The organism is Mycobacterium sp. PTI7 (assembly GCF_056679845.1).
The window spans coordinates 5457180-5481529 of the sequence record NZ_CM155252.1; the positions used below are offsets into that span (position 1 = coordinate 5457180).

At 70.2% G+C, this 24350-nt stretch carries 17 protein-coding genes; 5 read left to right on the forward strand and 12 right to left on the reverse strand.

Annotated features, from left to right (window positions below; genetic code table 11):
• Nucleotides 1–8: 8 nt before the first annotated feature.
• Entirely contained in the window at nucleotides 9–1406 is a 1398-nt protein-coding gene (locus AC1MEY_RS26215) for an HNH endonuclease signature motif containing protein (RefSeq protein WP_480228261.1), read from the reverse strand.
• 147 nt (nucleotides 1407–1553) lie between these two features.
• Here AC1MEY_RS26215 and AC1MEY_RS26220 point away from each other — a divergent pair, with 147 nt between their 5' ends.
• Nucleotides 1554–2207: a DUF4304 domain-containing protein gene (locus tag AC1MEY_RS26220; protein WP_480228262.1), complete on the forward strand. Its 654-nt coding sequence runs from the start codon at nucleotides 1554–1556 to the stop codon at nucleotides 2205–2207.
• 3 nt (nucleotides 2208–2210) lie between these two features.
• Here AC1MEY_RS26220 and AC1MEY_RS26225 read toward each other — a convergent pair whose 3' ends face one another.
• The 4 genes from AC1MEY_RS26225 to AC1MEY_RS26240 form a co-directional block, all read right to left on the reverse strand.
• Nucleotides 2211–3497: a pyridoxal phosphate-dependent aminotransferase gene (locus AC1MEY_RS26225; RefSeq protein ID WP_480228263.1), complete on the reverse strand. Its 1287-nt coding sequence runs from the start codon at nucleotides 3495–3497 to the stop codon at nucleotides 2211–2213.
• An 18-nt stretch (nucleotides 3498–3515) separates the two neighbouring features.
• Nucleotides 3516–6656 carry a heterodisulfide reductase-related iron-sulfur binding cluster gene (locus tag AC1MEY_RS26230; RefSeq protein WP_480231678.1) on the reverse strand — a complete coding sequence of 1047 codons (3141 nt, stop codon included), beginning with the start codon at nucleotides 6654–6656 and terminating at the stop codon, nucleotides 3516–3518.
• A 333-nt stretch (nucleotides 6657–6989) separates the two neighbouring features.
• Nucleotides 6990–9470: an isoniazid response ATPase/transcriptional regulator IniR gene (gene iniR, locus AC1MEY_RS26235; protein ID WP_480231679.1), complete on the reverse strand. Its 2481-nt coding sequence runs from the start codon at nucleotides 9468–9470 to the stop codon at nucleotides 6990–6992.
• A gap of 34 nt (nucleotides 9471–9504) precedes the next feature.
• On the reverse strand, nucleotides 9505–11496 hold the full coding sequence (locus AC1MEY_RS26240; protein WP_480228264.1) for an Hsp70 family protein: 1992 nt from the start codon (nucleotides 11494–11496) through the stop codon (nucleotides 9505–9507).
• Between the two features lie 241 nt (nucleotides 11497–11737).
• Here AC1MEY_RS26240 and AC1MEY_RS26245 point away from each other — a divergent pair, with 241 nt between their 5' ends.
• The 4 genes from AC1MEY_RS26245 (at nucleotide 11738) to AC1MEY_RS26260 (ending at nucleotide 17069) form a co-directional block, all read left to right on the forward strand.
• Complete coding sequence (locus AC1MEY_RS26245) at nucleotides 11738–12268, forward strand: Rv0340 family IniB-related protein (protein WP_480228265.1); 531 nt, start codon at nucleotides 11738–11740, stop codon at nucleotides 12266–12268.
• A 267-nt stretch (nucleotides 12269–12535) separates the two neighbouring features.
• Nucleotides 12536–13582, forward strand: coding sequence for an IniB N-terminal domain-containing protein (locus AC1MEY_RS26250; RefSeq protein WP_480228266.1), 1047 nt, complete (start codon nucleotides 12536–12538; stop codon nucleotides 13580–13582).
• Between the two features lie 86 nt (nucleotides 13583–13668).
• Nucleotides 13669–15510 carry an isoniazid-induced dynamin-like GTPase IniA gene (gene iniA / locus AC1MEY_RS26255; protein ID WP_480228267.1) on the forward strand — a complete coding sequence of 614 codons (1842 nt, stop codon included), beginning with the start codon at nucleotides 13669–13671 and terminating at the stop codon, nucleotides 15508–15510.
• A gap of 41 nt (nucleotides 15511–15551) precedes the next feature.
• Nucleotides 15552–17069, forward strand: coding sequence for a dynamin family protein (locus AC1MEY_RS26260; protein WP_480228268.1), 1518 nt, complete (start codon nucleotides 15552–15554; stop codon nucleotides 17067–17069).
• Here the strand turns inward: AC1MEY_RS26260 and AC1MEY_RS26265 are convergent.
• From AC1MEY_RS26265 to AC1MEY_RS26295, 7 genes are read right to left on the reverse strand one after another with little or no spacing between them, the layout of a single operon-like run.
• Complete coding sequence (locus AC1MEY_RS26265) at nucleotides 17066–17608, reverse strand: hypothetical protein (RefSeq protein WP_480228269.1); 543 nt, start codon at nucleotides 17606–17608, stop codon at nucleotides 17066–17068. The two genes, AC1MEY_RS26260 and AC1MEY_RS26265, sit on opposite strands and share 4 nt — an antisense overlap.
• A gap of 37 nt (nucleotides 17609–17645) precedes the next feature.
• Complete coding sequence (locus tag AC1MEY_RS26270; protein ID WP_480228270.1) at nucleotides 17646–18065, reverse strand: hypothetical protein; 420 nt, start codon at nucleotides 18063–18065, stop codon at nucleotides 17646–17648.
• A gap of 39 nt (nucleotides 18066–18104) precedes the next feature.
• The gene (locus tag AC1MEY_RS26275) at nucleotides 18105–19037 is read right to left on the reverse strand and encodes an LLM class F420-dependent oxidoreductase (protein WP_480228271.1); all 933 of its coding nucleotides are present in this window, start codon (nucleotides 19035–19037) and stop codon (nucleotides 18105–18107) included.
• Between the two features lie 30 nt (nucleotides 19038–19067).
• Nucleotides 19068–19691 (reverse strand): TIGR03085 family metal-binding protein, encoded by a 624-nt coding sequence (locus AC1MEY_RS26280; RefSeq protein WP_480228272.1) that lies wholly within the window; start codon nucleotides 19689–19691, stop codon nucleotides 19068–19070.
• Nucleotides 19692–19693: 2 nt separating this feature from the next.
• Nucleotides 19694–21517, reverse strand: a complete 1824-nt coding sequence (locus tag AC1MEY_RS26285; RefSeq protein WP_480228273.1) for a glycoside hydrolase family 15 protein — start codon at nucleotides 21515–21517, stop codon at nucleotides 19694–19696.
• Entirely contained in the window at nucleotides 21507–22925 is a 1419-nt protein-coding gene (gene zwf, locus AC1MEY_RS26290) for a glucose-6-phosphate dehydrogenase (protein ID WP_480228274.1), read from the reverse strand. Before zwf ends, AC1MEY_RS26285 begins: the two co-directional genes overlap by 11 nt.
• Nucleotides 22922–24298, reverse strand: coding sequence for a mycothione reductase (locus tag AC1MEY_RS26295; protein WP_480228275.1), 1377 nt, complete (start codon nucleotides 24296–24298; stop codon nucleotides 22922–22924). The genes zwf and AC1MEY_RS26295 overlap by 4 nt, the downstream gene beginning before the upstream one ends.
• Nucleotides 24299–24350: the final 52 nt, after the last annotated feature.

The following is a 24350-nucleotide window of genomic DNA, read 5'->3' on the forward strand; positions in this document are numbered from 1 at the left end:
TTGGGTCGTTACCGGTCGTCGGGCCGTCGGTGGAGGTCGGCGTCGCGGTGGAGGGGGTTGACCCTTGGTGGGGCGCCGCCGACGGACCAGGCGAGGCGGCCGTCGTCGGTGACGGTGGTGGTGGCGTGGCCGCGGGTGACGAGGGTGTGGTCGGTGCCGCAGGCGAAGTAGAGGCTGTCGGCGTCGGTGGTGCCGCCGTGGTTCCAGTCGGGGGCGTGGTGGACCTCGCACTGGTATCCGGGGCGGGTGCAGCCGGGTCGGGTGCAGCCCTGGTCGCGGGCGTGGCAGACGATGCGTTGGTCGGTGGTGGCGATGCGCTTGCTGCGGGCGAGGTAGATCGGCCGGTCGGAGTGGTCGTCGAACACGGCGAGGTAGTGGATGGCGTGGGCGGCCATGCGGATGAGGTCGCGCATGGGCAGGGAGGATCCGCCGCCGGTGCGGGCGGGGCGGGGCATGGGGACGTCGGGGTCGGTCATGGCGCGGGCGGCTTGGTCGAGGTCGGCGGCGGTGGTGGTGGCGATGACGGTGACGGGTATGCCGCGGTGGGTGCCGAGCGTTCCGGATGCGATGCCGGCGCGCATGCCTAGTTTCAGGGCGTCGTGCATGCGTTGGGGGGCGGTGCGGGTGTCGGTCGCGGCGTCGACGACGTCGGTGCCGGTGCCGGGGAGGTGGTGGCCGGGTCGTACTGCGGCGTCGAGGGTTTCCAGCAGTGCGCGTGTTTCGGGGTCGAGGTTGCCGCTGCATCTGCTCATGCCGTCGGGGCCTTGTGCGTGGATGGTCAAGCCGCGCTGTCGGGCGCGGTGGGCGTCGTCAAAAGTGCCGTCGGGATTGATGGTGTCGGCGATGCGGGTGCCGACGGCGGCGACGAAGTCGGCGTCCTGGGTGCGGGCGTGGTCGACGAGGGTGGCTTCGATGGTGGCCTTCTCGTCGGGGGCGATCGGGGGGAGTTTGTCGAGGGCCTTGCAGACGGCGGTGATGTGGTCCTCGCCGAGGGCGCCGGAGGCGACGGCGTCGGCGAGGGCGGGGAGTTCGGGGGCGATGGTGGCGCCGGTGATCGTTCGGCTGGGATTGATGCGGGCGGCGAGGGTGAAGCGGCGGGTGATCTCTCGCGGGACGAGGCGCAGTCGGGTGGCGAGGGCGTCGCGGAGGCGGACTCCTGGTCCGCCGGGGAGGTGGTCGTCGCCGTCGGGTGGGTCGGCCATCTCGGCGAAGATGCGATAGGTCAGGGCGCGGGTGGTGCGGTGTTGGTGTTCGACGCGTTCGGCCATCTCGACGCGGAAGGCGTTGCCCACCATGTCGGTTGAGGTGTCGCGGAGTCGGTCGAGGGCGGCGTCGATGATGTCGAGGTCCGCGCGTACCCGGTCCCGCGCCGCGTCGGCGAAGAGGAAGGGGCGGGCTGCGGTCATGCCCCAACTTTAGTCGAACATGTGTTCGACAGCCATCGAAAACGTGGAGCCTGTGGATGAAAACGCGACTGTGGATGGATCTGATCCAACTCGACTGTCCGACCTAGCCTTTGGTCAACGATTCCGTACGAGTGAAGGAGCAAGACGATGGGTTCTACCCGGAACGAGGACAAGCCGTCGCCGCTGCAGAGGGAGTTCGACTTCGTGCTGACCGAGGGTGTCGAGCCGTTCCTGCGAAGGCTGGGTTTCACCAGGGACGGACTCGAGTTCCGGCGCGAGCGAGGCGAGATGTACGACGTCGTGGGGTTTCAGGAGAACTGGCACAACGGCGTCACTCGATCGCACGGTTCCTTCATCAACGTCGGGGTCGGCTCGAAGGAGGTCGACGCAGCGTGGAAGGGCCCACGCCCGGTGCCACTCCTGGACCGTCGCTGGGAGTCGATCGTGCCCGACCTCCCCTACGAGGTTCGCTTCGATCGGAATACCGACCTGATCGGTTTCGCCGCCGCACTGTGCGACGCCCTCGAGGACGTGCTGGTCGTCCTCGAGCAGTACGAATGCACCTCATCGCTCGTGCGATATGCGGTGACGCACAACTACCTTCACCACTATGAGCAGACGTGCTGCTACCTCGCCGCGGTCGCCGATGTCGACACGCTGACCGGTTACGTCCGAGTGCTGCAGAACAGGTTCGGACATCAGGAGCGGTGGGGCAATTTCGCGCGCCGGATCAGCGAGGTCACGGGTGAGCACGCGTCGACACTGTCGGCGCTCGGATTGCTGGACCCGCTGGCGGCCTGACCCCTACTGGCGGTAGGACGCCAGGAAGTTGCCGAGCCGGTCGATGGCGTTGGCCAGGTCGCGGGCCCACGGCAGCGTCACGATGCGGAGGTGGTCGGGCGCAGCCCAATTGAAGCCAGTGCCCTGGGTGACCAGGATCTTCTCCTGCAGCAGGAGGTCCAGGACGAGTTGCTCGTCGTCGTGGATCTCGTGCACCTCGGGGTCCAGCCGCGGGAACGCGTAGAGGGCGCCCTGCGGCTTCACGCACGACACCCCGGGAATCTCGTTGAGCTTGTTCCACGCGACGTCACGCTGCTCGAGCAGCCGCCCGCCGGGCAGCACCAGGTCGTCGATGCTCTGATGGCCGCCGAGGGCCACCTGAATGGCGTGCTGCGCAGGCACGTTCGGGCACAGTCGCATGTTGGCGAGCAGGCTGATGCCCTCGAGGAAGCTCGACGCGTGCTCCTTGGGGCCGGTGATGACCAGCCAGCCCGACCGGTAGCCCGCGACGCGGTAGGCCTTCGACAACCCGTTGAAGGTCAGCGTCAGCAGGTCGGGTGCGAGCGTCGCGAGGCTGATGTGCTTGGCGTCGTCGTAGAGGATCTTGTCGTAGATCTCGTCGGCGAGCAGCAGCAGCTGATGCTTGCGAGCGAGCGCCACCATCTGCTCGAGGATCTCGCGGCCGTACACCGCGCCGGTGGGGTTGTTCGGGTTGATGACCACCAGCGCCTTGGTGCGCTCGGTGATCTTCGACTCGAGGTCGGCGATGTCGGGCTGCCACCCCTGCGTCTCGTCGCACATGTAGTGCACCGGGGTGCCGCCGGCGAGCGACGTCGACGCCGTCCACAGCGGGTAGTCGGGAGCCGGGATGAGGACCTGATCGCCGTTGTCCAACAGCGCCTGCAGCGTCATCGTGATCAGCTCGGAGACGCCGTTCCCGAGGAACACGTCGTCGACGTCGAACCGCGGGAAGCCGTCGACCAGCTCGTAGCGCGTGAACACCGCACGACGGGCCGCCTGGATGCCCTTGGAGTCCGAGTACCCCTGCGCGTTCGGCAGCGCCTGGATCATGTCGCGCATGATCACGTCGGGCGCCTCGAAGCCGAACGGCGCCGGGTTGCCGATGTTCAGCTTGAGGATCCGGTGCCCCTCGGCCTCGAGCCGGGCGGCGTGGTCGTGCACCGGACCACGGATCTCGTACAAGACATCCTGCAACTTGGACGACTGCGTGAACGTGCGCTGCCGTGGCTGGCCCGTCTGCCACGGAAGCTGTTGTGTACTCACGTTCTCGATCGTCTCATCGGCGTCCACTCATTTAGCCCGCTGCGGCTACTTCTTCCCTGGCTTGCGGATGCCCGGAGCCAGCCCGAGGCCCTTGACCTCGACCTGCGGCTGCGCGGGTTCCGGTGCCTGCTCGGGCTCGGGGGTCGCAGCGGTCTCGGGCTCGGGTGTGGGCTCGGGCGTCGGGGCGGCAGCGGGTGCGGCCGGCTTCTTGGCGCCGGGCTTCTTGATGCCGCCGGCCAGGCCCAGTCCGCCCTTGGCGGCGGCGGGCTTGGGTGTCGCAGCCTCCTCGGGTTCGGCGGCGGCGGGAGTCGCCTCCGCAGGCGCGGTCGCTTCGGCGGGAGCGGCCGGGGCCGGAGCGGACGCAGCGGGAGCCGCGGCCTTCTTCGCGCCCGGCTTCTTGATGCCGCCCGCCAATCCGAGTCCGCCCTTGGCCGGCGGGACCGCGGGTGCGGACGGTGCGGCCTCGGCCGGTGCGTCCGCGGGGGCGTCAACGGATGATGACGGCGCAGCAGCGGGTGCCGCGGCCTTCTTGGCGCCGGGCTTCTTGATGCCACCCGCCAGGCCGAGTCCACCCTTGGCGGGTGCCGCGGTCTCGGCAGGAGCGTCCGCGGGAGCCGCGGCCGGAGCGGAAGCCCCAGCCTTGGCGCCCGGCTTCTTGATGCCACCGGCCAGTCCGAGTCCGCCCTTGGCGGGTGCGGCCGTCTCGGCGGGAGCGGGAGCGGCGGCCCCAGCCTTGGCGCCCGGCTTCTTGATGCCACCGGCCAGCCCGAGTCCACCCTTGGCGGGTGCGGCGGCGACCGTATCGGCCGACGTCCCGACCTCGGACTCCGACAGCGGCGTCGCCTCGGCGGCAGGAACGTCTTCGGGCTCGTCCTCGATCTCGGAGGCCTTGATCTCGGCGGGCGCGGACGCGGCGGCCTTGGCGGCCCGCTCGTCGGCACGCTCGGCGTACCACTTGGCCCCGGCGCCCTTCTCGGGCAGCGAGATCGCGTCCTTGTCGAGCGCACCCAGCAGCAGCTGGGCGACGTCGAGGACCTCGACCTCCTTCTTGCCGATGGCCTCCGCGCGGTCGCCCACGCCGTCGGTCATCATCACGCGGCAGAAGGGGCAGCCCGTGGCGATCTTGGTGGCGTCGGTGTTGAGCGCCTCCTCCACGCGTTCGTGGTTGACGCGCTTGCCGATGTGCTCTTCCATCCACATCCGCGCTCCACCCGCGCCGCAGCAGAGGCCGCGGTCGGCGTGGCGGGGCATCTCGGTGAGCTTGGCACCCGAGGCGCCGATCAGCTCACGCGGAGCCTCGTACTCCTTGTTGTGGCGGCCCAGGTAGCAGGGGTCGTGGTAGGTGACGTCCTGGCTGACCGGGCTGACGGGCACCAGCTTCTTGTCGCGCACCAGCCGGTTGAGCAGCTGCGTGTGGTGCAGCACGGTGTAGTTGCTGCCGAGCTGCTGGTACTCGCGGCCGATGGTGTTGAAGCAGTGCGGGCAGGTCACGACGATCTTGCGGTCGACGGTCTCGACGCCCTCGAACAGCTCGTCGATGGTCGCCTTGTTCTGCTGCGCGAGCTGCTGGAACAGGAACTCGTTGCCCGACCGGCGGGCGGAGTCGCCGTTGCAGCTCTCCGCGGAGCCCAGCACCAGGAACTTCACGTCGGCGGCGGCGAGCAACTCGGCGACGGCCTTGGTGGTCTTCTTGGCGCGGTCCTCGAAGGCGCCGGCGCAGCCGACGTAGAAGAGGTACTCGAAGCCGTCGAACGAGTCGACGTCCTCGCCGTACACCGGCACGTCGAAGTCGACCTCGTTGATCCAGGCGGTGCGGTCGCGGGCGCTCTGGCCCCACGGGTTGCCCTTGGTCTCGAGGTTCTTGAACAGGCCGCTGAGTTCGGCGGGGAACTCCGAGGCGACCATGACCTGGTAGCGGCGCATGTCGACGATGTGGTCGATGTGCTCGATGTCGACGGGGCACTGCTCGACGCAGGCGCCGCAGGTGGTGCACGACCACAGCACGTCGGGGTCGATGACGCCACCCTCCTCGAGGGTGCCGACGAGCGGACGGGTGGCCTGGTCGGGGCCGGAGCCGAGGACGCGCTCGAAGCCGGACTCGGGCACGTGGGCGTGCTCGTCGTGCTTCTTCTCGCCCTTGAGGTTCTCGCCGAGACCGCCCTCGGGCGTGTTCTCGAGCGGGGACTCCTTGTCGCCGAGGATGTACGGCGCCTTCGCGAACAGGTGGTCGCGCAGGTTCATGATGACGAGCTTGGGCGACAACGGCTTTCCGGTGTTCCAGGCGGGACACTGCGACTGGCAGCGACCACACTCGGTACACGTGGTCATGTCGAGGTAGCCCTTCCAGGTGAAGTCCTCGATCTTTCCGCGACCGAACACCGCATCCTCGTCGGGATCCTCGAAGTCGATGTACTTGCCGTTCGACTCCATCGGCAGCAGCGGGCCCATGCCGTCGGGCAGGCGCTTGAACGTGACGTTGATCGGGGCCAGGCCGATGTGCAGGTGCTTGGAGTGCAGCACGATCAGCAGGAAGACCAGCATGACGCCGATGTGCAGCAGCAGCGCGACGCGCTCGATGATGAGGTTGGGCGTCTCGCCGAGCGGCGACAGGATCGCGCCCATGCCGTGCGAGAAGAAGGCGCCCCAGCCGTAGGGCAGGTTCTCGGTGGCCACGGCGGCGCCGCGGAAGAGGGCGTACGTCCAGATGACGTTGAAGATCATGAAGAGGATCAGCCAGGCGCCACCGGTGTGGGAGCCGTAGAACCGCGAATCGCGGCCGTACTCCTTGGGTTCGGAGCGCAGGCGGATGATCGCGAAGGCGATGATGCCGAACAGCACGGCGAGCGCGAAGAAGTCCTGCAGGAAGCCCAGCACGTTCCAGTGCCCGACGATCGGGATGGCGAAGCTCGGGTTGAACAGCACGCCGAACGCTTCTAGGTACACGCTGCCGAGGACGAAGAAGCCCCACATGGTGAAGAAGTGGGCGATGCCGGGGATCGACCAGCGCAGCAGGCGGGTCTGGGCGAAGACCTCCTTGAACTGTGTGGTGATGCGGTCCTTGAGGTCGTTCTTGCGGCCGCCCTCGTCGAGGGTGGGCTGGCCGCTGCGGATGAGTTTCGTCAGCCACAGGACGCGTTTGACGGCAAGCAGGCCGACGACGATGGTCGCCAACACGCCGATACCCATCGTGATCAAAACCAGGGTGTGCTCGTCCACCAGGTGCCTCCCGAGATCCAAGCCACCGCCGGACTGAATACTGGCCGGTAACTTAATGCTAGATGCCTGCTCATAGTTGCATCCAGTGCATAAACGACGCTATGAAGGTTGGCCTAACTAGCCGGTCGGCAGGTCCGCGTCGCGATGGTTGCTCGGCGGCGGGTGCGCGACCCGGTATCCGCTGGTGAACTTGGTTATCGAGGTGGTGGCCCCGGGGTCACTGAATCGAACCCGAACCTGGGAGTGCGGTGGGGGCCCGCCACCAGCGGAAGTGGGCAGCATCACACCCGCTCCGGCCCGCGGTCAGTCCGGGGTGCCGAGGATGGCGCGCAGCATCGACATCAGCTCCGACCGCGACTCCGCGCCGAGCCGCCGCCGGATCCGCGCGACGTGGTGTTCGACGGTCTTCGCCGAGATCAGCAACTGGCTACCGATGTCGCGGTACGGCATCCCCTGCAGGACGAGTTCGGCGACCTCGCGCTCGCGGTCGGACAGCCGCGACCAGTTCGGCATCGACGACGACGCACCGCCGCTGGGTGCGGGCGCGGCGGTCGGTGTCGCCGCGGCCGGGCGGTCGGCGGCGTCCTGCACGGTTGCCGACACCTTGAGGTCGCGGGCCAATTGCAGCATCGCCGCCGAGATCCGTCCGTCGGGCGTCTGCAGCGCGGCCTGGCTGGCGAGCCGCGTCGCGTCCCAGCCGAGTCCGAACCGGGTGAGTCCGCGGGCGGCCGCCGTCACCTCGTCGACGTCGACGTGGTTGGCCAGCACCCGCAGCCAGGTGCGGCCCGCGACGGCCATCGCGCGCGCGACCGGGCTGCCGCCCGCGGCGGCGGTCAGCGCCGCACCGTGGGGTGCGACGGCGTCCGGCGCGTTGGCGAGGATGCCCGCGTGCACGCCGGCCCACCGCAGCGGGACCGACCACAGCGGCGGATCACCGAGCGCGCCGAGCACGTCGAAGGCGCGCTGCAGCACCGGATTCAGCCGCTCCACCTGCTGGATGCGCGCGGCGGCCACCCAGAGTTCGCCGATCGGCAGCAGGGAGTACAGGTCGACGGAGAACTCGTCGAGCACCTCCATCGCGGCGTACCAGTGCTTCTGCACGGCTCCGCTGTCGCCGTTGCGGCGGGCGATGGCGGTCTGCAGCGCGGCCGCCCACAGTTCGTCGCGGCGGTGCAGCGCGGTGGTGGATCCGGTGACGGCGGCGACGTCGGCGCTCGCGGTGCTGAGCTGTCCGTCCTGCATCCTGAGCCACCCGAGCAGCAGCCGGTGGCGGTGCGCGGTGAAGGCGGCATCCTCCCCTGGGGCGGCGAGTGCACGGGTGAGGACGCTGCGGGCCCGGCCCGGGTCACCGCCGTGCATGGCGGTGAGCGCGACGAGGGCGGCGGCGGTGTCGGGTGCGACGCCGGACCATCCGCGGCCGTCGGACACCGACTGCGACATCGTGGCGATCACGGCGGCGAACGGCTGGTCCAGCGTCGCGAGCAGCCCCTCGGACAGGCCGCGAGCGGCTCGGGCCACCGACGTCGGCGGGCCGGCGGCCTCGGCCGCGGCCAGGGTTCGGGCGGCCGCCGCGTCACCGGTGCCGACCGTCACGACCACCCCGGCGGCGGCGACTGCGGCGTCGGGATGCGTTCCCAGCCAACGGAACAACTCGGCGGCCTGCGCGGTCGCGCCGTCGTGGGCCGCGACACTGCCCGCGATGCGCACGGCCGCGGCCCGCTCGTCCGGATCGTCGGAGGCGAGCAGGTCGTCGGCCAGCCGACCGGCGGTCGCGCAGTCGCCGGTGGCGGCCAGTGCGTCGGCGAGCCGCGCGGTGCGCGTGGCGGCCCCCACCTCGGTCGCGGCCCGGTACAGCCGGACCGCCCGCGCCGGGTGGTCACGGTGCCGCTCGGCGAGGTCCGTCAGCGCCTCGGCGAGCAGCGGGTCGCGCAGCCCGTGCTCGGCGAGCCGCAACGCGAGATCCGTCGTCAACGTCGCGGTGTCGAGTTGCGCCCGCAGCAGCCGCACCTCGAGGTCGTGATGGCGTGTGGCGCCGTTGATCTGGGCGAGACAGCGATGCAGCGTGCGCAGGAAGGTCGGGCTGAGCGACGGCGCGATCAACCCCGTCGCCCGGGCACGATCGACGAGGTCGCCGGCGCGGTCGTCGGCGAGCGCGAGAGCCCCCGCCACGTCGTCTGGCCCCAGCTCCGGGCTGAGCGACGAGATCATCAGCGCGTCGAGCACCGGCTGATCGACGCGGCGCAGTCGGTCGACGAGCGCGGTCCGGGTGGCCGACGAGATCGCGGCACCGGGCGACTCGCCGTCCGGAGATGCCGCCGCGGGGACGGCGGCGTGCACCAGGAACGGCAGGCCGGCGGTCGCCGTCGCCACCGACCGGATCATCTCGGCGGGCGGTGTCGAGCCGAGGATCTCCGTTGCGGCGCGAGCGATCTCGGCCGGGGTCAGCGGGTCGAGTGACACGACGGGTGACTGCCGGGCGATGACGGTGGACAGCTCGCGCAGCCCGACGAGATGCGTCCACGGTTCGGCGGCGACGATCACCGTGGTGGCGCCGTCGATCGCCAGGTCGGTCAGGCCCCGCAGGTCGGCGTCGGCCAGCAGGTGGGCGTCGTCGACGACCACCGCGGCATCCGGCGGATCTCCTGCTCGCGGGGGCCGCGCGAGGACCGTCACCCCCGCTGCGCGCAGCACGTCACGGACGGCCGTCAGCTGCGTGGTCTTGCCCGATCCGATCCCGCCCGACACCAGGACGCGCCGGGGCTCGCTGGGTGACGACGCCAGCATCGCGGCGACGTCCACGGTGGTCACGGGACCCAGGTCACGGGACTATGGGGAGTACGGGAACCTCGACCTGCGGGATCACCTCGGGCGCCGGGACGTTCGCGGCGACGGGAACCGAAGCGGGCGTCGACACCGACGGCGGCGCCGTCGCGGTCGCCGGGGGTCCGGCGTCCGGGGTGTCCGGCGGCGGCGGCGCGACCGTCGTGGTGATGACGGCCTGCGTCGTGGTCGGCGGCGGCTGGGTGGTCGTCGGCGGTTGCGTCGTGGTCGGTTGCGTCGTCGTGGGCTGCGTGGTGGTGGTCGGCGGCGTTGTCGTCGTCGTCGTGGTGGTCGTGGTGGTGGTCGTCGTCGTGGTGGTGGTGGTCGTGGTGGTCGGCGACGTGGTGGTGGTCGTGCTCGACGACGGAGCCGCCGAGGACGACGTGGGCGGTGACGTGGTCAGCGGGCCGGGCGGGATGTTCGACACCTCCGACGACGGCACCACGGTGGTGGTGACGAGGCCGTTCTCGCCGGTCCTGGTGATCGTCACGTTCTCGGTGACCGGCGTCGAGTCGGTCGAGGTGCCCGTCAGCGTGACGGCGAGCCCGCCCACGGCGAGCAGCGCGGCCGCGGCGGCCGCACCGAACAGCAGCGGTGGCCGCTTGTACCAGGGCAGGGGTCCGGCCTCGGGCTCGTCCTCGGTCGGGTCGGCGGCGAAGGCCATGTCCGGACGTGCGTCGGTGGGCGTGCCGTAGTCGTACTCGCCGCCCTCGTAGGGCAGCGGCTCGCCGCTTCCCGGCTCGTCCTGCGACCACGCCAGCGAGTCGGCGGCCGAGGTGTCCGCAGCGCTGGGCGCAGCCTGCGTGGGCGGTGCCGCCGACGCTCCGGCGGCGCCCGCCAGTCCGGCGGCCCCGAGCACTCCGGCCGCACCCGCCGCACCGGCGGCCCACCCCATGGTGGGTGCCAGTCCCGTCGCGGCGTCGTCGCCGCCCGCGACGGGCGCGAGACCGGTCGCGTCGGGATCCGCGTCGGTGAACACGCCCGACGCGACCACCGCGGCGCCTGCGGCGCTGACGACGCCGGGCTGCGGCGTCGTGACGACGGGCGCGCGCAGACGTTCGGACAGCCGCTGCGTGACGAGGGGGATCGACGCGCCGCCGCCGATGGTCGCGACTGCGGTCACGGCGGCGAGCGGAATCCGGTACCGCTGCAACGACTCCTCGATGAGGGTGAGCAGTCCGGACAGCGGCTGGTCGACGAGGCGCTCGAGTTCCGGGCGGGTCACGCGGACGTCGGAGTCGAAGCCGGGCAGCGCCACCGGGATCACCGCGGCGGTCTCGGCCGACAGCCGCTCCTTGGCCTGCCTGCACTCGTCGCGCAGACGGGTCAGCGAGCCCACGGCGGCGGTCCCGGCGGGATCGGAGTTCCCCGAGTCCGCGACGCCGGCGATGACGTGGTTGAGCAGCGACTGGTCGACGAGGTCGCCGGAGAACTCGGGGTAGCGCACGGTCTCGCCGATGATCGTCATGCCCGCGCGTGCGTCGGCCAGGGTCAGGCTGGTGCCGCTGCCGCCGAAGTCGGTGAGCACCACCACGCCGTCGTCCGGCAGTCCCGGCGTCACGCGCAGCGCGGACAGGGCGGCGCCCGCGTCCGGGATGAGGGCGGGCGGGATGCCGTTCGGGGACAGAGCGGGCTTGCTGCGCAACGCATTTCGCAATGCGCCCACGACGCCCGGCCCCCAGTGCGCGGGCACGGTGATGGTGACCGGAGCGCCGCCGCCGGCGAGGCGCGCGAGGGCGTCGAGCGCCTCGACGAGGACGAGTTCGCCGCGGTGCGACGATCCGTCGGAGGCGACCATCGGGACGGGGTCGCCGACGCGCTCGACGAAGCCGGTGAGGACGAGCGAGGGCTGCTCGGGACCGAACTGGTCACCGACCTCGGGGGCACGGTCGGGGAACAGGGCCAGAACCGACCGTCGCACCACCGGCGGCCTGCCGACCACGGCGGCCACCAGGTTGGTGGATCCGACCGACAATCCGAGTGCGCTCATCTGGGAAGACCTCTATGCGGAATCGAGGGAGAATCGCTCGAAGCGATGACGACCAGCACTCACCATAGCCGCCGGGTTGGGGCTGGGGTGGCATTCCCCCTATCGGCGCGCACCCCCTAATGCCGCGTCCCCTAATGGCGGCCCCGGCGGGGTGGGTTCGGCACCGATTACCGGTCCGGCCTGCGGCGATAACATTTCCGTCGAACCCTCGTGCCCATGGATCGACAAGGAGACACCTGCCGTGGCGAACTCGCTGCTCGACTTCGTGATGTCGGTGGTGCGCGATCCCGACGTCGCGGCCCAGTACGCCGCGGACCCCGCCCAGGCCATCGCGGACGCACATCTCACCGGCGTGACGAGTGCCGACGTCAACGGCCTCATCCCCGTGGTGACCGAGTCGATCTCGGCCGCGCCCGCCACGGGGGTCGACGTGTTCGGCGACGGCGGCAACGTGTGGTCCAGTGGCGCGGCCACGGCGGCGTTCGACGCCTTCGACGACCATCTGCCGGTGCAGGGCATGGGCGACTCGGTGATCACCGACCTGGTGGGCCGTCAGGACGGCATCGTGTCCACGCTGGTGGACACCGGCGACGACGGACTGCACGCACTGGCCACCGTTGACGACGACGCGTGGGCGTTCGACGCGCCCCTGATCGACGACGGCATCGCCGCCGACGCGTTGCCGGCGAGCGACCTCGGCGGGTTCGACGACGTGCACCAGCCCGGGCAGGACCCCCATGCCGACACCCCGGGATTCGACGTCTTCGACTGATTCCCGCCCCCGAACGACCGACAGCGCGGCCAGAAATGGCCGCGCTGTTGTCGTATCGGTCCAGTTCAGAGACCTCCTCGAGACATCCCCCGGCGAAACCCCTAACCCCCTAACGCAGGCCCCTAGGGCACCCCACCATGGCATCGTGGAGGCAGGGGTTTCGGCCCCGTTCCCGGGTGCCGCCGCGGTCCATAAATTGGTCATCAGTTCGCCGGCACGCCGACGACCAGACAGCCAGACCGAGAACACCAACCGAAAGGCACTTCGATGACCAACCTGATCGACTACATCCTCGACCTCTTCCGCAGCCCGGCCACCGCGGCGTCCTTCATCGCCGACCCGGACGGCGCGATGCGTGCCGCCGGCCTGCCGAACGTGAGCGCCGCGCAGTTCGCCTCCGTCGCAGCCACCGCGGCCCCCGCCGGACTGGCACTCGGCGGCGGTGACCCGGTCTACGGCCTGCAGCGCGCGGTCGCCGACTACCACAGCATCGCCTCGCCGTTCTCGCCGCAGACCACCTTCGCCCCGCAGACCGGCCTGCTGAGCGGCAACAGCACGGACCTCGCGAGCAACAACGACATCGCGAGCCCCGACCAGGCCGCCGGCGCGAACGCCCAGAACGGCGCGTTCAACCTCGGCTTCGGCGACATCACCCTCGGCGACAAGACCTCGAACACCGCCACCGACGGCGCCGTCGTCAACACCGGCACCGCCGGCGACATCGACACCACCAGCGTCCGGGGCGACGGCAACGTGGTCGGCGACGCCAACAACGCCAACACCGGCATCATCTCGGCCGACGACAACTCCCCGGTCACGATCGGCGAGGGCAACGACACCGAGGTCCGCGACAGCTCGACCCACGCCGGCGGCGACGTCATCACCGGCAACGAGGGCACCGTCATCAAGGACAACGACATGTCCGGCGGCCACGGCGGCGGCGCCAGCTCCAGCGGCGGCGGCAGCCTGCTCGGCATCGGGATCGGCAACGGCGGCAACGAGGCCAACGCCGGCGGCGGCGGTGGTGGCGGGTCGATCATCATCAACGACACCAGCACCCACAGCACGAGCAGTAGCGTCGGTGGCAACCAGACCACCGCGGGCGGCGACCTCGGCAGCGACAACTCCAGCGACAGCTCGGTGAACACGAACACCCACGTCGACAACTCGGTGTCCACCCACACCGACACCGACACCACGGTGGACGACCACAGCTTCACCAGCGCCGTCGGCTCGGGCAACTCGACCGACATCGCGTCGCACAACGACACGGACGTCGCCTCGCACAACGCGACGGAGTTCGACGCCTTCTGATCGCGCACCAGAGCTGGCGGGGACCGACACCGGTCCCCGCCAGTTCGCGCGTCCACCGTTCGTGACAGACCAGGAAGGATGAGGTCATGACGCAACCGAACGACCCCCGCAAGGTCAAGGTGATCGTCGAACTCATCGACCACAGCATCACGATCGCCACGGCCAAGGACCGCGGCGACCTGGTCGCACGGCTGCAGCAGGCCAAGGAGCGGATCAGCGACCCCCAGATCCGGGTCGTCATCGCCGGCCAGCTCAAGCAGGGCAAGAGTCACCTGCTCAACTCACTGCTCAACGTTCCGGTCGCCCGCGTCGGCGACGACGAGACGACCGCGCTCGCGACCGTGGTGTCCTACGGCGAGCAGGCGTCCGCCCGCATCATCGTGTCGCGCGGTGACGGCGAGGAACCCGAGGTCGTCGAGATCCCACCGTCGGAGGTCCAGACCGACCTGCGCCGTGCCCCGCAGGCCCGCGGCCGCGAGGTGCTGCGCGTCGAGGTGACCGCCCCCAGCCCCCTGCTGAAGAACGGTCTCGCCTTCGTCGACACCCCCGGCGTCGGCGGTCACGGCCAACCGCACCTGTCGGCGACGCTGGGGCTGCTCCCGGACGCCGATGCGATGCTGATGATCAGTGACACCAGCCAGGAGTTCACCGAGCCGGAGATGACGTTCATCCGGCAGGCGCTCGAGATCTGCCCGCTGGCAACGATTCTCGCGACCAAGGTCGACCTGTACCCGCACTGGCGCGAGATCGTCGCCGCCAACGAGAACCACCTGCGGCGCGCCGGGGTCGCGACGCCGATCATCCCGGTCTCGTCGGTGCTGCGCAGCCACGCGATCCAGCTGAACGACAAGGAACTCAACGAGGAGTCCAACTTCCCCGCCGTGGTGAAGTTCCTCAGCGAGCGGGTGCTGACGCGGGAGAACGACCGCATCCGCGACCAGGTGCTCGCCGAGGTGCGTTCCGCCGCAGAGCATCTGATGCTGGCCGTGGAAACCGAGCTGTCGTCGATCAACGACCCCGGCGAACGCGAGCGGCTCACCGAGGACCTCGAGCGGCGCAAGCAGGACGCCCAGGACGCGCTGGCGCACACGGCGCTGTGGCAGCAGGTGCTCAACGACGGCATCTCCGACCTGACCGCCGACGTCGACCACGACCTGCGCGCCCGCTTCCGCGCGATCACCCAGTACACCGAGAAGCAGATCGACGGCTGCGATCCCACCCACCACTGGGCCGAGATCGGCGGCGAGCTGGAGAACGCGATCGCCACGGCCGTCGGCGACAACTTCGTCTGGGCCTACCAGCGCGCCGAGGCGCTCGCCCAGGAGGTGGCGCGCACGTTCGAGGAGGCGGGGCTCGGCGCGGTCGAGATGCCGCACGTCGACGCCCGCGAGATGGGCGCCGGCTTCGGCGAATTCAAGTCGCTGTCCAGCCTGGAGGCCAAGCCGATCAAGGCCGGCCACAAGGTGGTCACCGGCATGCGCGGCTCCTACGGCGGCGTGCTGATGTTCGGCATGCTCACCTCGTTCGCCGGGCTCGGCATGTTCAACCCGCTGTCTCTCGGCGCGGGTCTGCTGCTGGGCCGCAAGGCCTACAAGGAGGACATGGAGAACCGCATGCTGCGCGTGCGCAACGAGGCCAAGACGAATCTGCGCCGCTTCGTCGACGACGTGTCGTTCGTCGTGAGCAAGGAGTCCCGGGACCGACTGAAGGGCGTCCAGCGCCAGCTGCGCGACCACTACCGCGAGATCGCCAACCAGACCACCCGCTCGCTGCAGGAGTCGCTGCAGGCCACCCTCGCGTCGGCCAAGCTCGAGGAGAACGAGCGCAACACCCGAATCGCCGAACTGGAGCGCCAGCAGAACATCCTGCGCCAGGTGATCGCGCACGCCACGAGCATCGCGACCAGCGGCGAGCCCGCCAAGACCTGACCCGCCTAAGCTGGTGAGCCGATGACGTCGGGTAGCACGGAATGAGCACGAGTGACCGGGTGCGCGCCATCCTGGGCGGAACCATCCAGGCCTACCTGTCCGACCCGGCCTACCAGCACCGCCAGGACGTCCACCACGAACTCGACTGGATCGGGCGGCGACTGAACCAGCCGATCCGCGTCGCGCTCGCCGGCACGCTGAAGTCGGGCAAGTCGACCCTGGTCAACGCACTCGTCGGCGAGGACATCGCGCCCACCGACGCCACCGAGGCCACCCGCATCGTCACGTGGTTCCGCAACGGGCCCACGCCGAAGGTCACGGCCAACCACCGCGGCGGGCGGCGCACCAATGTGCCCATCGCCCGCGAGGCGTGGGAGCCCGCGAAGCACCGCGGCCTGACGTTCGACTTCACCACGCTCGACCCGAACGACGTCGTCGACCTCGACGTCGAGTGGCCCGCCGCCGAACTCATCGACACGACCATCATCGACACGCCGGGCACCTCGTCGCTGAACCGCGACGTCTCCGAACGCACGCTGCGGCTGCTGGTGCCCGAGGACGGCGTCCCGCGGGTGGACGCGGTGGTGTTCCTGCTGCGCACGCTCAACGCCGCGGACATCGCGCTGCTCAAGCAGATCGGCACGCTGGTCGGCGGTTCGTCGGGGGCGCTCGGCGTCATCGGCGTCGCCTCGCGGGCCGACGAGATCGGCGCCGGGCGCATCGACGCGATGCTGTCGGCGAAGGACGTGGCGACCCGGTTCACCGCGGAGATGGACAAGACCGGCATCTGCCAGGCCGTGGTGCCGGTGTCCGGGCTGCTCGCGCTGACGGCCCGCACGCTGCGGCAGAGCGAGTTCGTGGCTCTGGAGAAGCTCGCCGGGGTCGACGCCGCCGAACTGAGCAAGGCGATGCTGTCGGTCGACCGCTTCGTGCGCGACGACGCCAGCCTGCCGGTCGACGCCGCCACGCGCTCGGCGCTGCTGGACAGGTTCGGGATGTTCGGCATCCGGATCTCGATCGCCGTCCTGCGGGCCGGCATCACCGACTCGGTCGCGCTGGCCGACGAGCTGCTGGAGCGCAGCGGGCTGATCGCGCTGCGCGACGTCGTCGACCAGCAGTTCGCACAGCGCTCGGACCTGCTCAAGGCGCACACCGCGCTGGTGTCGCTGCGGCGCTTCGTCGAGGCGTACCCGATCTATGCGACGCCGTACATCCTGGCCGACATCGACCCGCTGCTCGCCGACACGCACGCGTTCGAGGAACTGCGCCTGCTCAGCGCGCTGCGGTCCCGCGAGACCACCTTGAACGACGAGGAGATGGCGTCGCTGCGGCGCATCATCGGCGGCTCGGGCACCGACGCCGCGAGCCGCCTCGGCCTGCAACCGGATACACCGTACGACGGACCCCGGGCGGCGTTCGCCGCGGCCCAGCGGTGGCGCAGGCGCGCCGACCATCCGCTCAACGACCCGTTCACGACGCGGGCGTGCCGCGCCGCGGTCCGCAGCGCCGAGGCGCTCGTCGCGGACTACGCGGCCAGAGGACCTGCCGGGAATCGCTAGGGGGTCGCGGGCGCCGGAGCGGTCGTCTGGGTGACCGTCTGGGTCTGCGTCTCGGTCACCGTGCTGGTGCTCGTGCTCGGTGGAACCGTGGTCGTGGTCGTGGTGGTCGGCGGGGTGGTCGTGGTGGTGGTGGTCGTCGTCGACTCGGTGGTGGTGGTCGTGGTCGGGGCCGTGGTGGTCTCGCCGGTGTTCGTCGGCGACTGCGTGACGGTCACGGTGCCGGTGGGCTCGGGGACCACGGCCGCCGAGGTGCTCGACGTCTCCGACGTGGTGGTGGCATCGGACGGCGCAGAGTCGTCGGACGCCATGTTGATCGCCACGTAGGCGATCGCGGCGACCAGCAGCGCGATCAGCGCGCCGAGGCCCACCAGCGCGGCGGGCTTGCGGTACCAGGGGGTCTCGGGCGGCAGCGGCGGCTCGGGCTCGAACTGCCGCGTCGCGTCGTTGCTGCCCTGATAGCCGTACTCGCCGTAGTTCGGTCCGTAGACGGTGGGGTCGCCGTCCGAGTAGTCGTCGCCTGGAGGTCCGCTGCGCGTCATGCCCACCGATGTTAGGGCGTGTGACCGCTCGAACGGGCTAGGGACGCGGGCCCAGCGTCCTGGTCTCGTTGAAGCGCGGTCGCCGCGAGGTCGGGCGGTCGTCGTCGGTCGTGCTCCGCGGTGCGCGCGACGTCGTGGTGTCGCTGGACGTCGTGTCGCTCGACGTGGTGTCGGTCCCCGAGGTGGTCGACGACGGCGCGTTCGGATCGGTGATGTCGGTCGTGACCGGCGGGCTGGTGCTGGTGATGGTCTCGGTCGCCGTGGTCGAACCCGGCGTCGAGAAGCGTGACGTGGTCCTGCTCGGTTCGAGGAAGTACTGCCCCGCCGGGTCGGGATCCTCGGAGCCCGTCATCAGCGACGAGATGAGGAAGTAGAGCAGGCCCAGCACCACGACGGCGCCCGCGCTGGCGCCGAGCAGCGTCGACGTGCGTTCGTGCCACGCAGGTTCCCCGGCCACGGCGCTGATAGTAGCCGCGGGGGCTGCCGCGGTGTCCGGTCAGGCGAGCTGGCGGACGACCTCGGAGGCGAAGTAGTCGAGGTGGTCGAGGTCGGACATGTCGAGGGTCTGCAGGTACACCCGCTGCACGCCGGCCTCGATGAACGGTGCGAGCCGGTCCACGATCTGGGCCGCGGTGCCGGCCAGCGGTGAGTTCTCCCGCAGCTCGTCGACCTCGCGGCCGATCGTCGCGGCGCGACGCGCCACCTCGGCGTCGTCGCGGCCCGCGCACAGCACGAACGCCGCCGAGTAGGTCAGCGAGTCGGCGGCGCGGCCCGCGTCGGCCACGGCCGCGGCCACCCGGCCGTACTGGGTGACGAGGGTGTCCAGGTCCACGAACGGGATGTTGAACTCGGTTGCGTACTTCGCGGTCAGCGCGGGCGTGCGCTTCGGTCCGCCACCGCCGATGACGATCGGCGGGTACGGCGACTGCGCGGGCTTCGGCAGCCCGGGCGAGTCCTTCACGGTGTAGTGCGTGCCGGTGAAGTCGTAGGTCTCGCCCGGGGGTGTGCTCCACATGCCGGTGAGGATCTCGAGCTGCTCGCCCAGCCGGTCGAAGCGCTCGCCGAGCGGCGGGAACGGGATGGCGTACGCCTGGTGCTCGGCCTCGAACCAGCCGGCTCCGAGGCCCACTTCGACACGGCCACCGCTCATCTCGTCGACCTGCGCGACCGAGATGGCCAGCACGCCGGGGTGGCGGAAGGTCGCCGAGGTGACCATCGTGCCCAGCCGGATGGTCGACGTCTCGCGGGCGATGCCGCCGAGCGTGACCCACGAGTCGGTGGGTCCGGGGAGCCCGTCACCGCTCATCGCGAGGTAGTGGTCCGAGCGGAAGAAGGCGGAGTAGCCGAGTGACTCGGCGGCCTGGGCGACGGCCAGTTGAGCGGCGTAGGTGGCACCCTGCTGCGGTTCGACGAATACCCGGAAGTCCATGTCGCTGAGCCTATTCCTTAGTTCCTCTGCCTACAGCCCGCCGCGACCCTCGCGGACCGCCCGCACCGCGTCATCGTCGCCGGTGACCTCCACCTGAACCTCGTCGCGACCCGACAGGAACAGCAGCAGCTCGCCGGGATCCCCCGTCACGACCACCGACGGGCCGCTGCCGGCGGTGGCGAGCGTCTTGCCTGCGGTGGTGCGCAGGGTGACCAGCGCAGGAATCTTGGCCAGCAGCAGGCGGGACATCAGCGACACCTGCCGGGTCAATGCGGTCGTGGTGTCCTCGTCCAGCACGCGGGGCGTCCAGCCGGCGGCGCCGCGGCGCACGTCCTCGTGGTGGATGAACATCTCGGACACGTTGACGAGCGGGTCGAGCAGCTTGAACGGCGAGAGCGTCGGCGGGCCGGACGCCACTTTGTCCAGCAGGACGTTCCAGTCGTTCTCGGCGGCCACCTGGCCCTGGACGCGCTCGGTGTAGCCGGCGAACTTGGGGATCAGGATCCCCGGCGCGGCGTCGAGCCGTCGTTCGCGGATGACGAGGTGGGCGGCGAGGTCACGCGCGGTCCAATCCCCGCACAGCGTCGGCGCATCGGGTCCGACCTCTCGCATGGCGGCGACGAGCCCGGCGCGTTCGGCTTGAGCAACTGACATTGTCATCCCCTGTCGAGTGCGCGATCGAGGTTGATCGCGGCGCTGATGAGTGCGAAGTGCGTGAAGGCCTGCGGAAAGTTGCCGACCTGGTCGCCGGTGGCGCTGACCTGCTCGGCGTACAGGCCGATGTGATTGGAGTACGTGAACATCTTCTCCAACGCCAACTGGGCGTCCTCGAGGCGGCCGGCGCGGGTGAGCGCCTCGACGTACCAGAACGAGCACAGCGAGAAGGTGCCCTCCTCGCCGTCCAGACCGTCGGACTCCGGCGTGTACCGGAACACCAGGGTGTCGGTGACGAGGTTCTTCTCGATGGCGTCGAGCGTGGAGAGGAACTTCGGGTCGGCGGGGGAGAGGAACTTGACCATCGGCATCAGGAGTACCCCGGCGTCGAGTTCGGAACCGCCGGCGGTCTGGGTGAACGACTTCTGTTCGTCGTCCCAGCACTCCGACATGATCCGCTCGTAGATGTCGTCACGGACCTTCGACCACTCGGCGATCGGCCCGGGCAGGCCGCGCTGGCGCGCGACGCGGATGGTGCGCTCCAGCGCCACCCAGCACATCAGCCGCGACGTCGTGTACGGCCGGACCTCGCCGCGCACCTCCCACATGCCCGCGTCGTCGCGCTCCCAGTTGTGCATCACCCAGTCGACGATGTCGGTGACGTCGTGCCACGCGTCGTCGCTGATGCCGGGCCCGTACTTGTTGAACAGGTACACCGAGTCGATCAGCTCGCCGTAGATGTCGAGCTGCAGCTGTTCGACCGCGGCGTTGCCGACCCGGACCGGACGCGAGTCGCGGTAGCCGCGCAGGTGGTCCAGTTCGACCTCGTCCTGGGGCACGTTGCCGTCGATGTCGTAGAGCACGCGCAGCGGACCCAGGCCGTGGTCTTCGAGGCGCTCGCGGCCGATCCGCTCGGACAGCCATCCGATGAACGCCCGCGCCTCGTCGGTGAAGCCCAGCCGCAGCAGCGCGTAGAGCACGAAGCCGGCGTCGCGCACCCACACGTAGCGGTAGTCCCAGTTGCGGCTGCCGCCAACGAATTCCGGCAGGCTGGTGGTCGGCGCGGCGATGATGGCGCCGGTCGGCTCGTGGGTGAGCAGCTTCAGCGTGATCGCCGAACGATGCACCATCTCGCGCCAGCGACCCGTGTAGCGCGACTTGCCCAGCCACCGCCGCCAGAACGTGGTGGTGGCGTCGAGCAGCGCGTCGGTCATGTCCATGGCGTTGCACGACGGCTCGTCGCCGTCACCCAGCATCTCGAGGACGAACAGTGCGGTGTCGCCCTCGTGGAGTTCCACCTCGGCGCTCACCGTGGTGTTGTCGGCGCCGTCCTCGATGGTCAGGTCGGCCGACGCGACCAGGCCCAGGCGCACACCGTCACCGGTGATCAGGACGCCGTCGCCGGCCTCCTCGGCGCGGCACCGTTGCCGGGCGTAGTCGGGCCGCGCGTCGACCGTCGTGCGGATCGTGATCGTCCCGCGAACGCCGCTGACGCGGCGCACCAGGCGCTGCCGGTGTTCGGGGTCGCCCGCGCCGAGGACGGGCATGAAGTCGTGCACCTCCGCGACGCCGTCCGCGGTGAGGAAGCGGGTGATGAGCACGGCGGTGTCGGGGAAGTAGAACTGCTGGGTGCGCGACACCTCGCACGTCGGCGCGAGGCGCCACGCGCCGCCCTCGTCGGGATCGAGGATGGCGCCGAACACGCTGGGGGAGTCGAAGCGTGGCGCGCAGAACCAGTCGATGGTGCCGTCGGTTCCGACCAGTGCGCTGGTGCGGAGGTCGCCGATCAGACCGTGATCGGAGATGGCAGGCCAGTCACCTGCCATCGGGCAGCCGCCATCCCCGCTCACCGGGGAGGCGCAGCGCCTCGTCGGGACCCCAGGAGCCCTGCGGATACGGCAGTGGCTTCGGCGAATCGTCCAGCACCGGCTGGCAGATCTCCCACAGCCGGTCCACCTCGTCGGACCGCGTGAACAGGGTCTGGTCGCCGCGCATCACGTCGAGCAGCAGGCGCTCGTACGCCTCGAGAGGGGTGTCGTCGGGGTCGTCGTCGCCGATGTCGTAGCGCAGCGTCGACGTCATCAGCTCCAGGGTGGGGCCGGGTCGCTTGGCCAGCATGTCGACCTCGAACGCCGGGGAGTCGTTGAGTTCGAGGACCAGTTGGTTGGGTTCGTGCTGCTGGGATCCGAACCGGCCGGCAGGCGGGCTGCGGAACGTCAGCGTGACGGTGCGCCTGGTCGCCTCGAGCGCCTTGCCCGTGCGCAGGTAGAACGGCACGCCCTGCCAGCGTTCGGTGTCGACGAACGCCTCGAGCGCGACGTAGGTCTCGACCGTGGAGTCGTCGTCGACGCCCTCCTCGTCGAGGTATCCCTCGTACTGCCCGAACACGACGCGCTTGGGGTCCAGCGGCCGCATCGCCTGGAACACCTTCGACTTCTCGTTGCGCAGCGACGTGGCGTCGAGGTGGACCGGTGCCTCCATCGCGACGAAGCCGAGTACCTGGCACAGGTGCGTGGTGATCATGTCGCGGAAGCAGCCGGTGGACTCGTAGAAGTTGCCGCGTCCCTCGATGGTCAGCGTCTCGGGGACGTCGATCTCGACCGAGACGAGATGGTCGCGGTTCCACGCGGGTTCGATGAGGCCGTTGGCGAACCGCAGCGCCAGGATGTTCTGCACGGCCTCCTTGCCGAGGAAGTGGTCGATCCGGTAGACCTGATCCTCGCTGACGACCTCCTTGAGGGCGGCGTCGAGTTTCCGCGACGACTCGAGGTCGGTGCCGAAGGGCTTCTCGACCACCAGACGTGCACCCTCGGTGAGCTTCTCGCGGCCGAGCATCCCGATCATGCCGAGCATCGCCTTGGGCGGGACGGACAGGTAGACGAGCGTCTTGACGTCGTCGCCGAGTTCCGAGCGCTTCGCGTTGACGGCCTCGGCGAGGTCGCTGCCGTCGTCGGCGTCGGACGTCTGAAAGCTCAACCGGCTCAACAGGTCCTGCAGGACCTTCTCGTCGAGGTCGTCGATGCCGTCCTTGAGGCCGTCGCCGATCTTCTCGCGGAACTCGTCGTCGGAACCCGGGGAGTGCCGTCCCGACCCGATGATCGCGAAGTCCTCGGGCATGCGGCCCGCCGCGGCGAGGCGGTACAGGCCGGGGAAGAGCTTGCGCTTGGCGAGGTCTCCCGTCGCGCCGAACAGGACGAAGACGGTGGGATCGGGATCGCTGGCGGTGGTGGTCATGCAGCCTCCTTGACACTGAGCAGGGCATTCTCGACGACCTCGGTGAGCGCCGGATGTATCCAGAACGGTTGGTGGGCAAGATCGTCCGCGCGGATGCCGAACTTCATGGCGACGACGAAGATCTGGATGAGCGTGGCGGCCTGCGGGCCCAGCACGTGCGCGCCGAGGATGCGGTGCGAGTCACCGTCGACGAGCACCTTGCAGAAGCCGGTGTCGTCGCGCAGCGCCCAGCCGTAGGCGGTCTCGCCGTACTGCCTGCGCCCCACCAGATAATCGGGGTGGGACTCGCGGCACTTCTGCTCGGTCAGGCCGACGGACGCCATCTGCGGGTCGGTGAACACCGCGGAGGGGACGAGGTCGTGGTCGAACGCGCGGAGCTGGTCGGGGTGGCGCAGGTTGTACGACACGACCTCCGCCTCGCGGTTGGCGACGTGCTTGAGCGGGATCGGGGTGCACACGTCGCCGAGCGCGAAGACGCCGTCGGCGGTGGTGCGGCCGAACTCGTCGACCACCACCCGGCCGTCGTCGTGCACGTCGACCCCCGACGTCTCGATGCCGAGGCGGTCGCTGTTCGGGCGGCGTCCCGCGGCGACCAGCAGCACGTCGGCCTGGACCGTGCTGCCGTCGTCGAGCGTCAGGTGAAGCGCGCCCGGCTTGCCGTCGATCGCGACCAGCTTCGTACCCAGGCGCAGGTCGTACTGGTCGCGCACCAGGTCGGTGTAGGTGTGGCGCAGTTCGTCGTCCTGCGGACCGCCGAGCAGCCGGTCGGACTTCTCGATGATCGTGATGCGGCTGCCCGCGGCGGCGAACACGTGCGCCAGTTCGGCCGCGATGTAGCCGCCGCCCAGGATCGCGAGGTGCTCGGGGCGCTCCGCGATGCGCATGATCGTGTCGGACGTCTCGTAGGGCAGGCCGGCGTCCTCGACGACGGGCGGGACGATCGGCCGACCGCCGTTGGCGAGCACGATCTGGTCGGCGGTGACGTCCGACGTCTGACCGTCCTCACCCGTGATGCGGACTCTGCGCGGTCCGGTGAACTCGGCGTGACCCGCGTAGTAGGTGACGTTGTCGCTGTCCTCGCGGCCCTTGCGTCCCGCGTCGGAATGCACGTCGGTCACGCCGAACACGCGGTCCCGGAGATCCGCCCACCGCAGGCCGCCCATCTTCGCGTCCACGTCGTACCGGTCAGCCGCAGCCACCGTGTCGTGAACGTCCGCGGCGTAGACCAGCATCTTCGACGGGATGCACCCGAAGTTCAGGCACGTCCCGCCGGCACGACGCTCCTCGACGATCCCGACGCTCAGGTCGGCGAACGAGTCGTTGATGACCGAGTTGCCGGACCCGGAGCCGATGATGAGGACGTCGTGATGCACGTCGACGTGGCTTCCCTGAGATCCGCGGTGTTCAAACCCGCTACGGGTTACG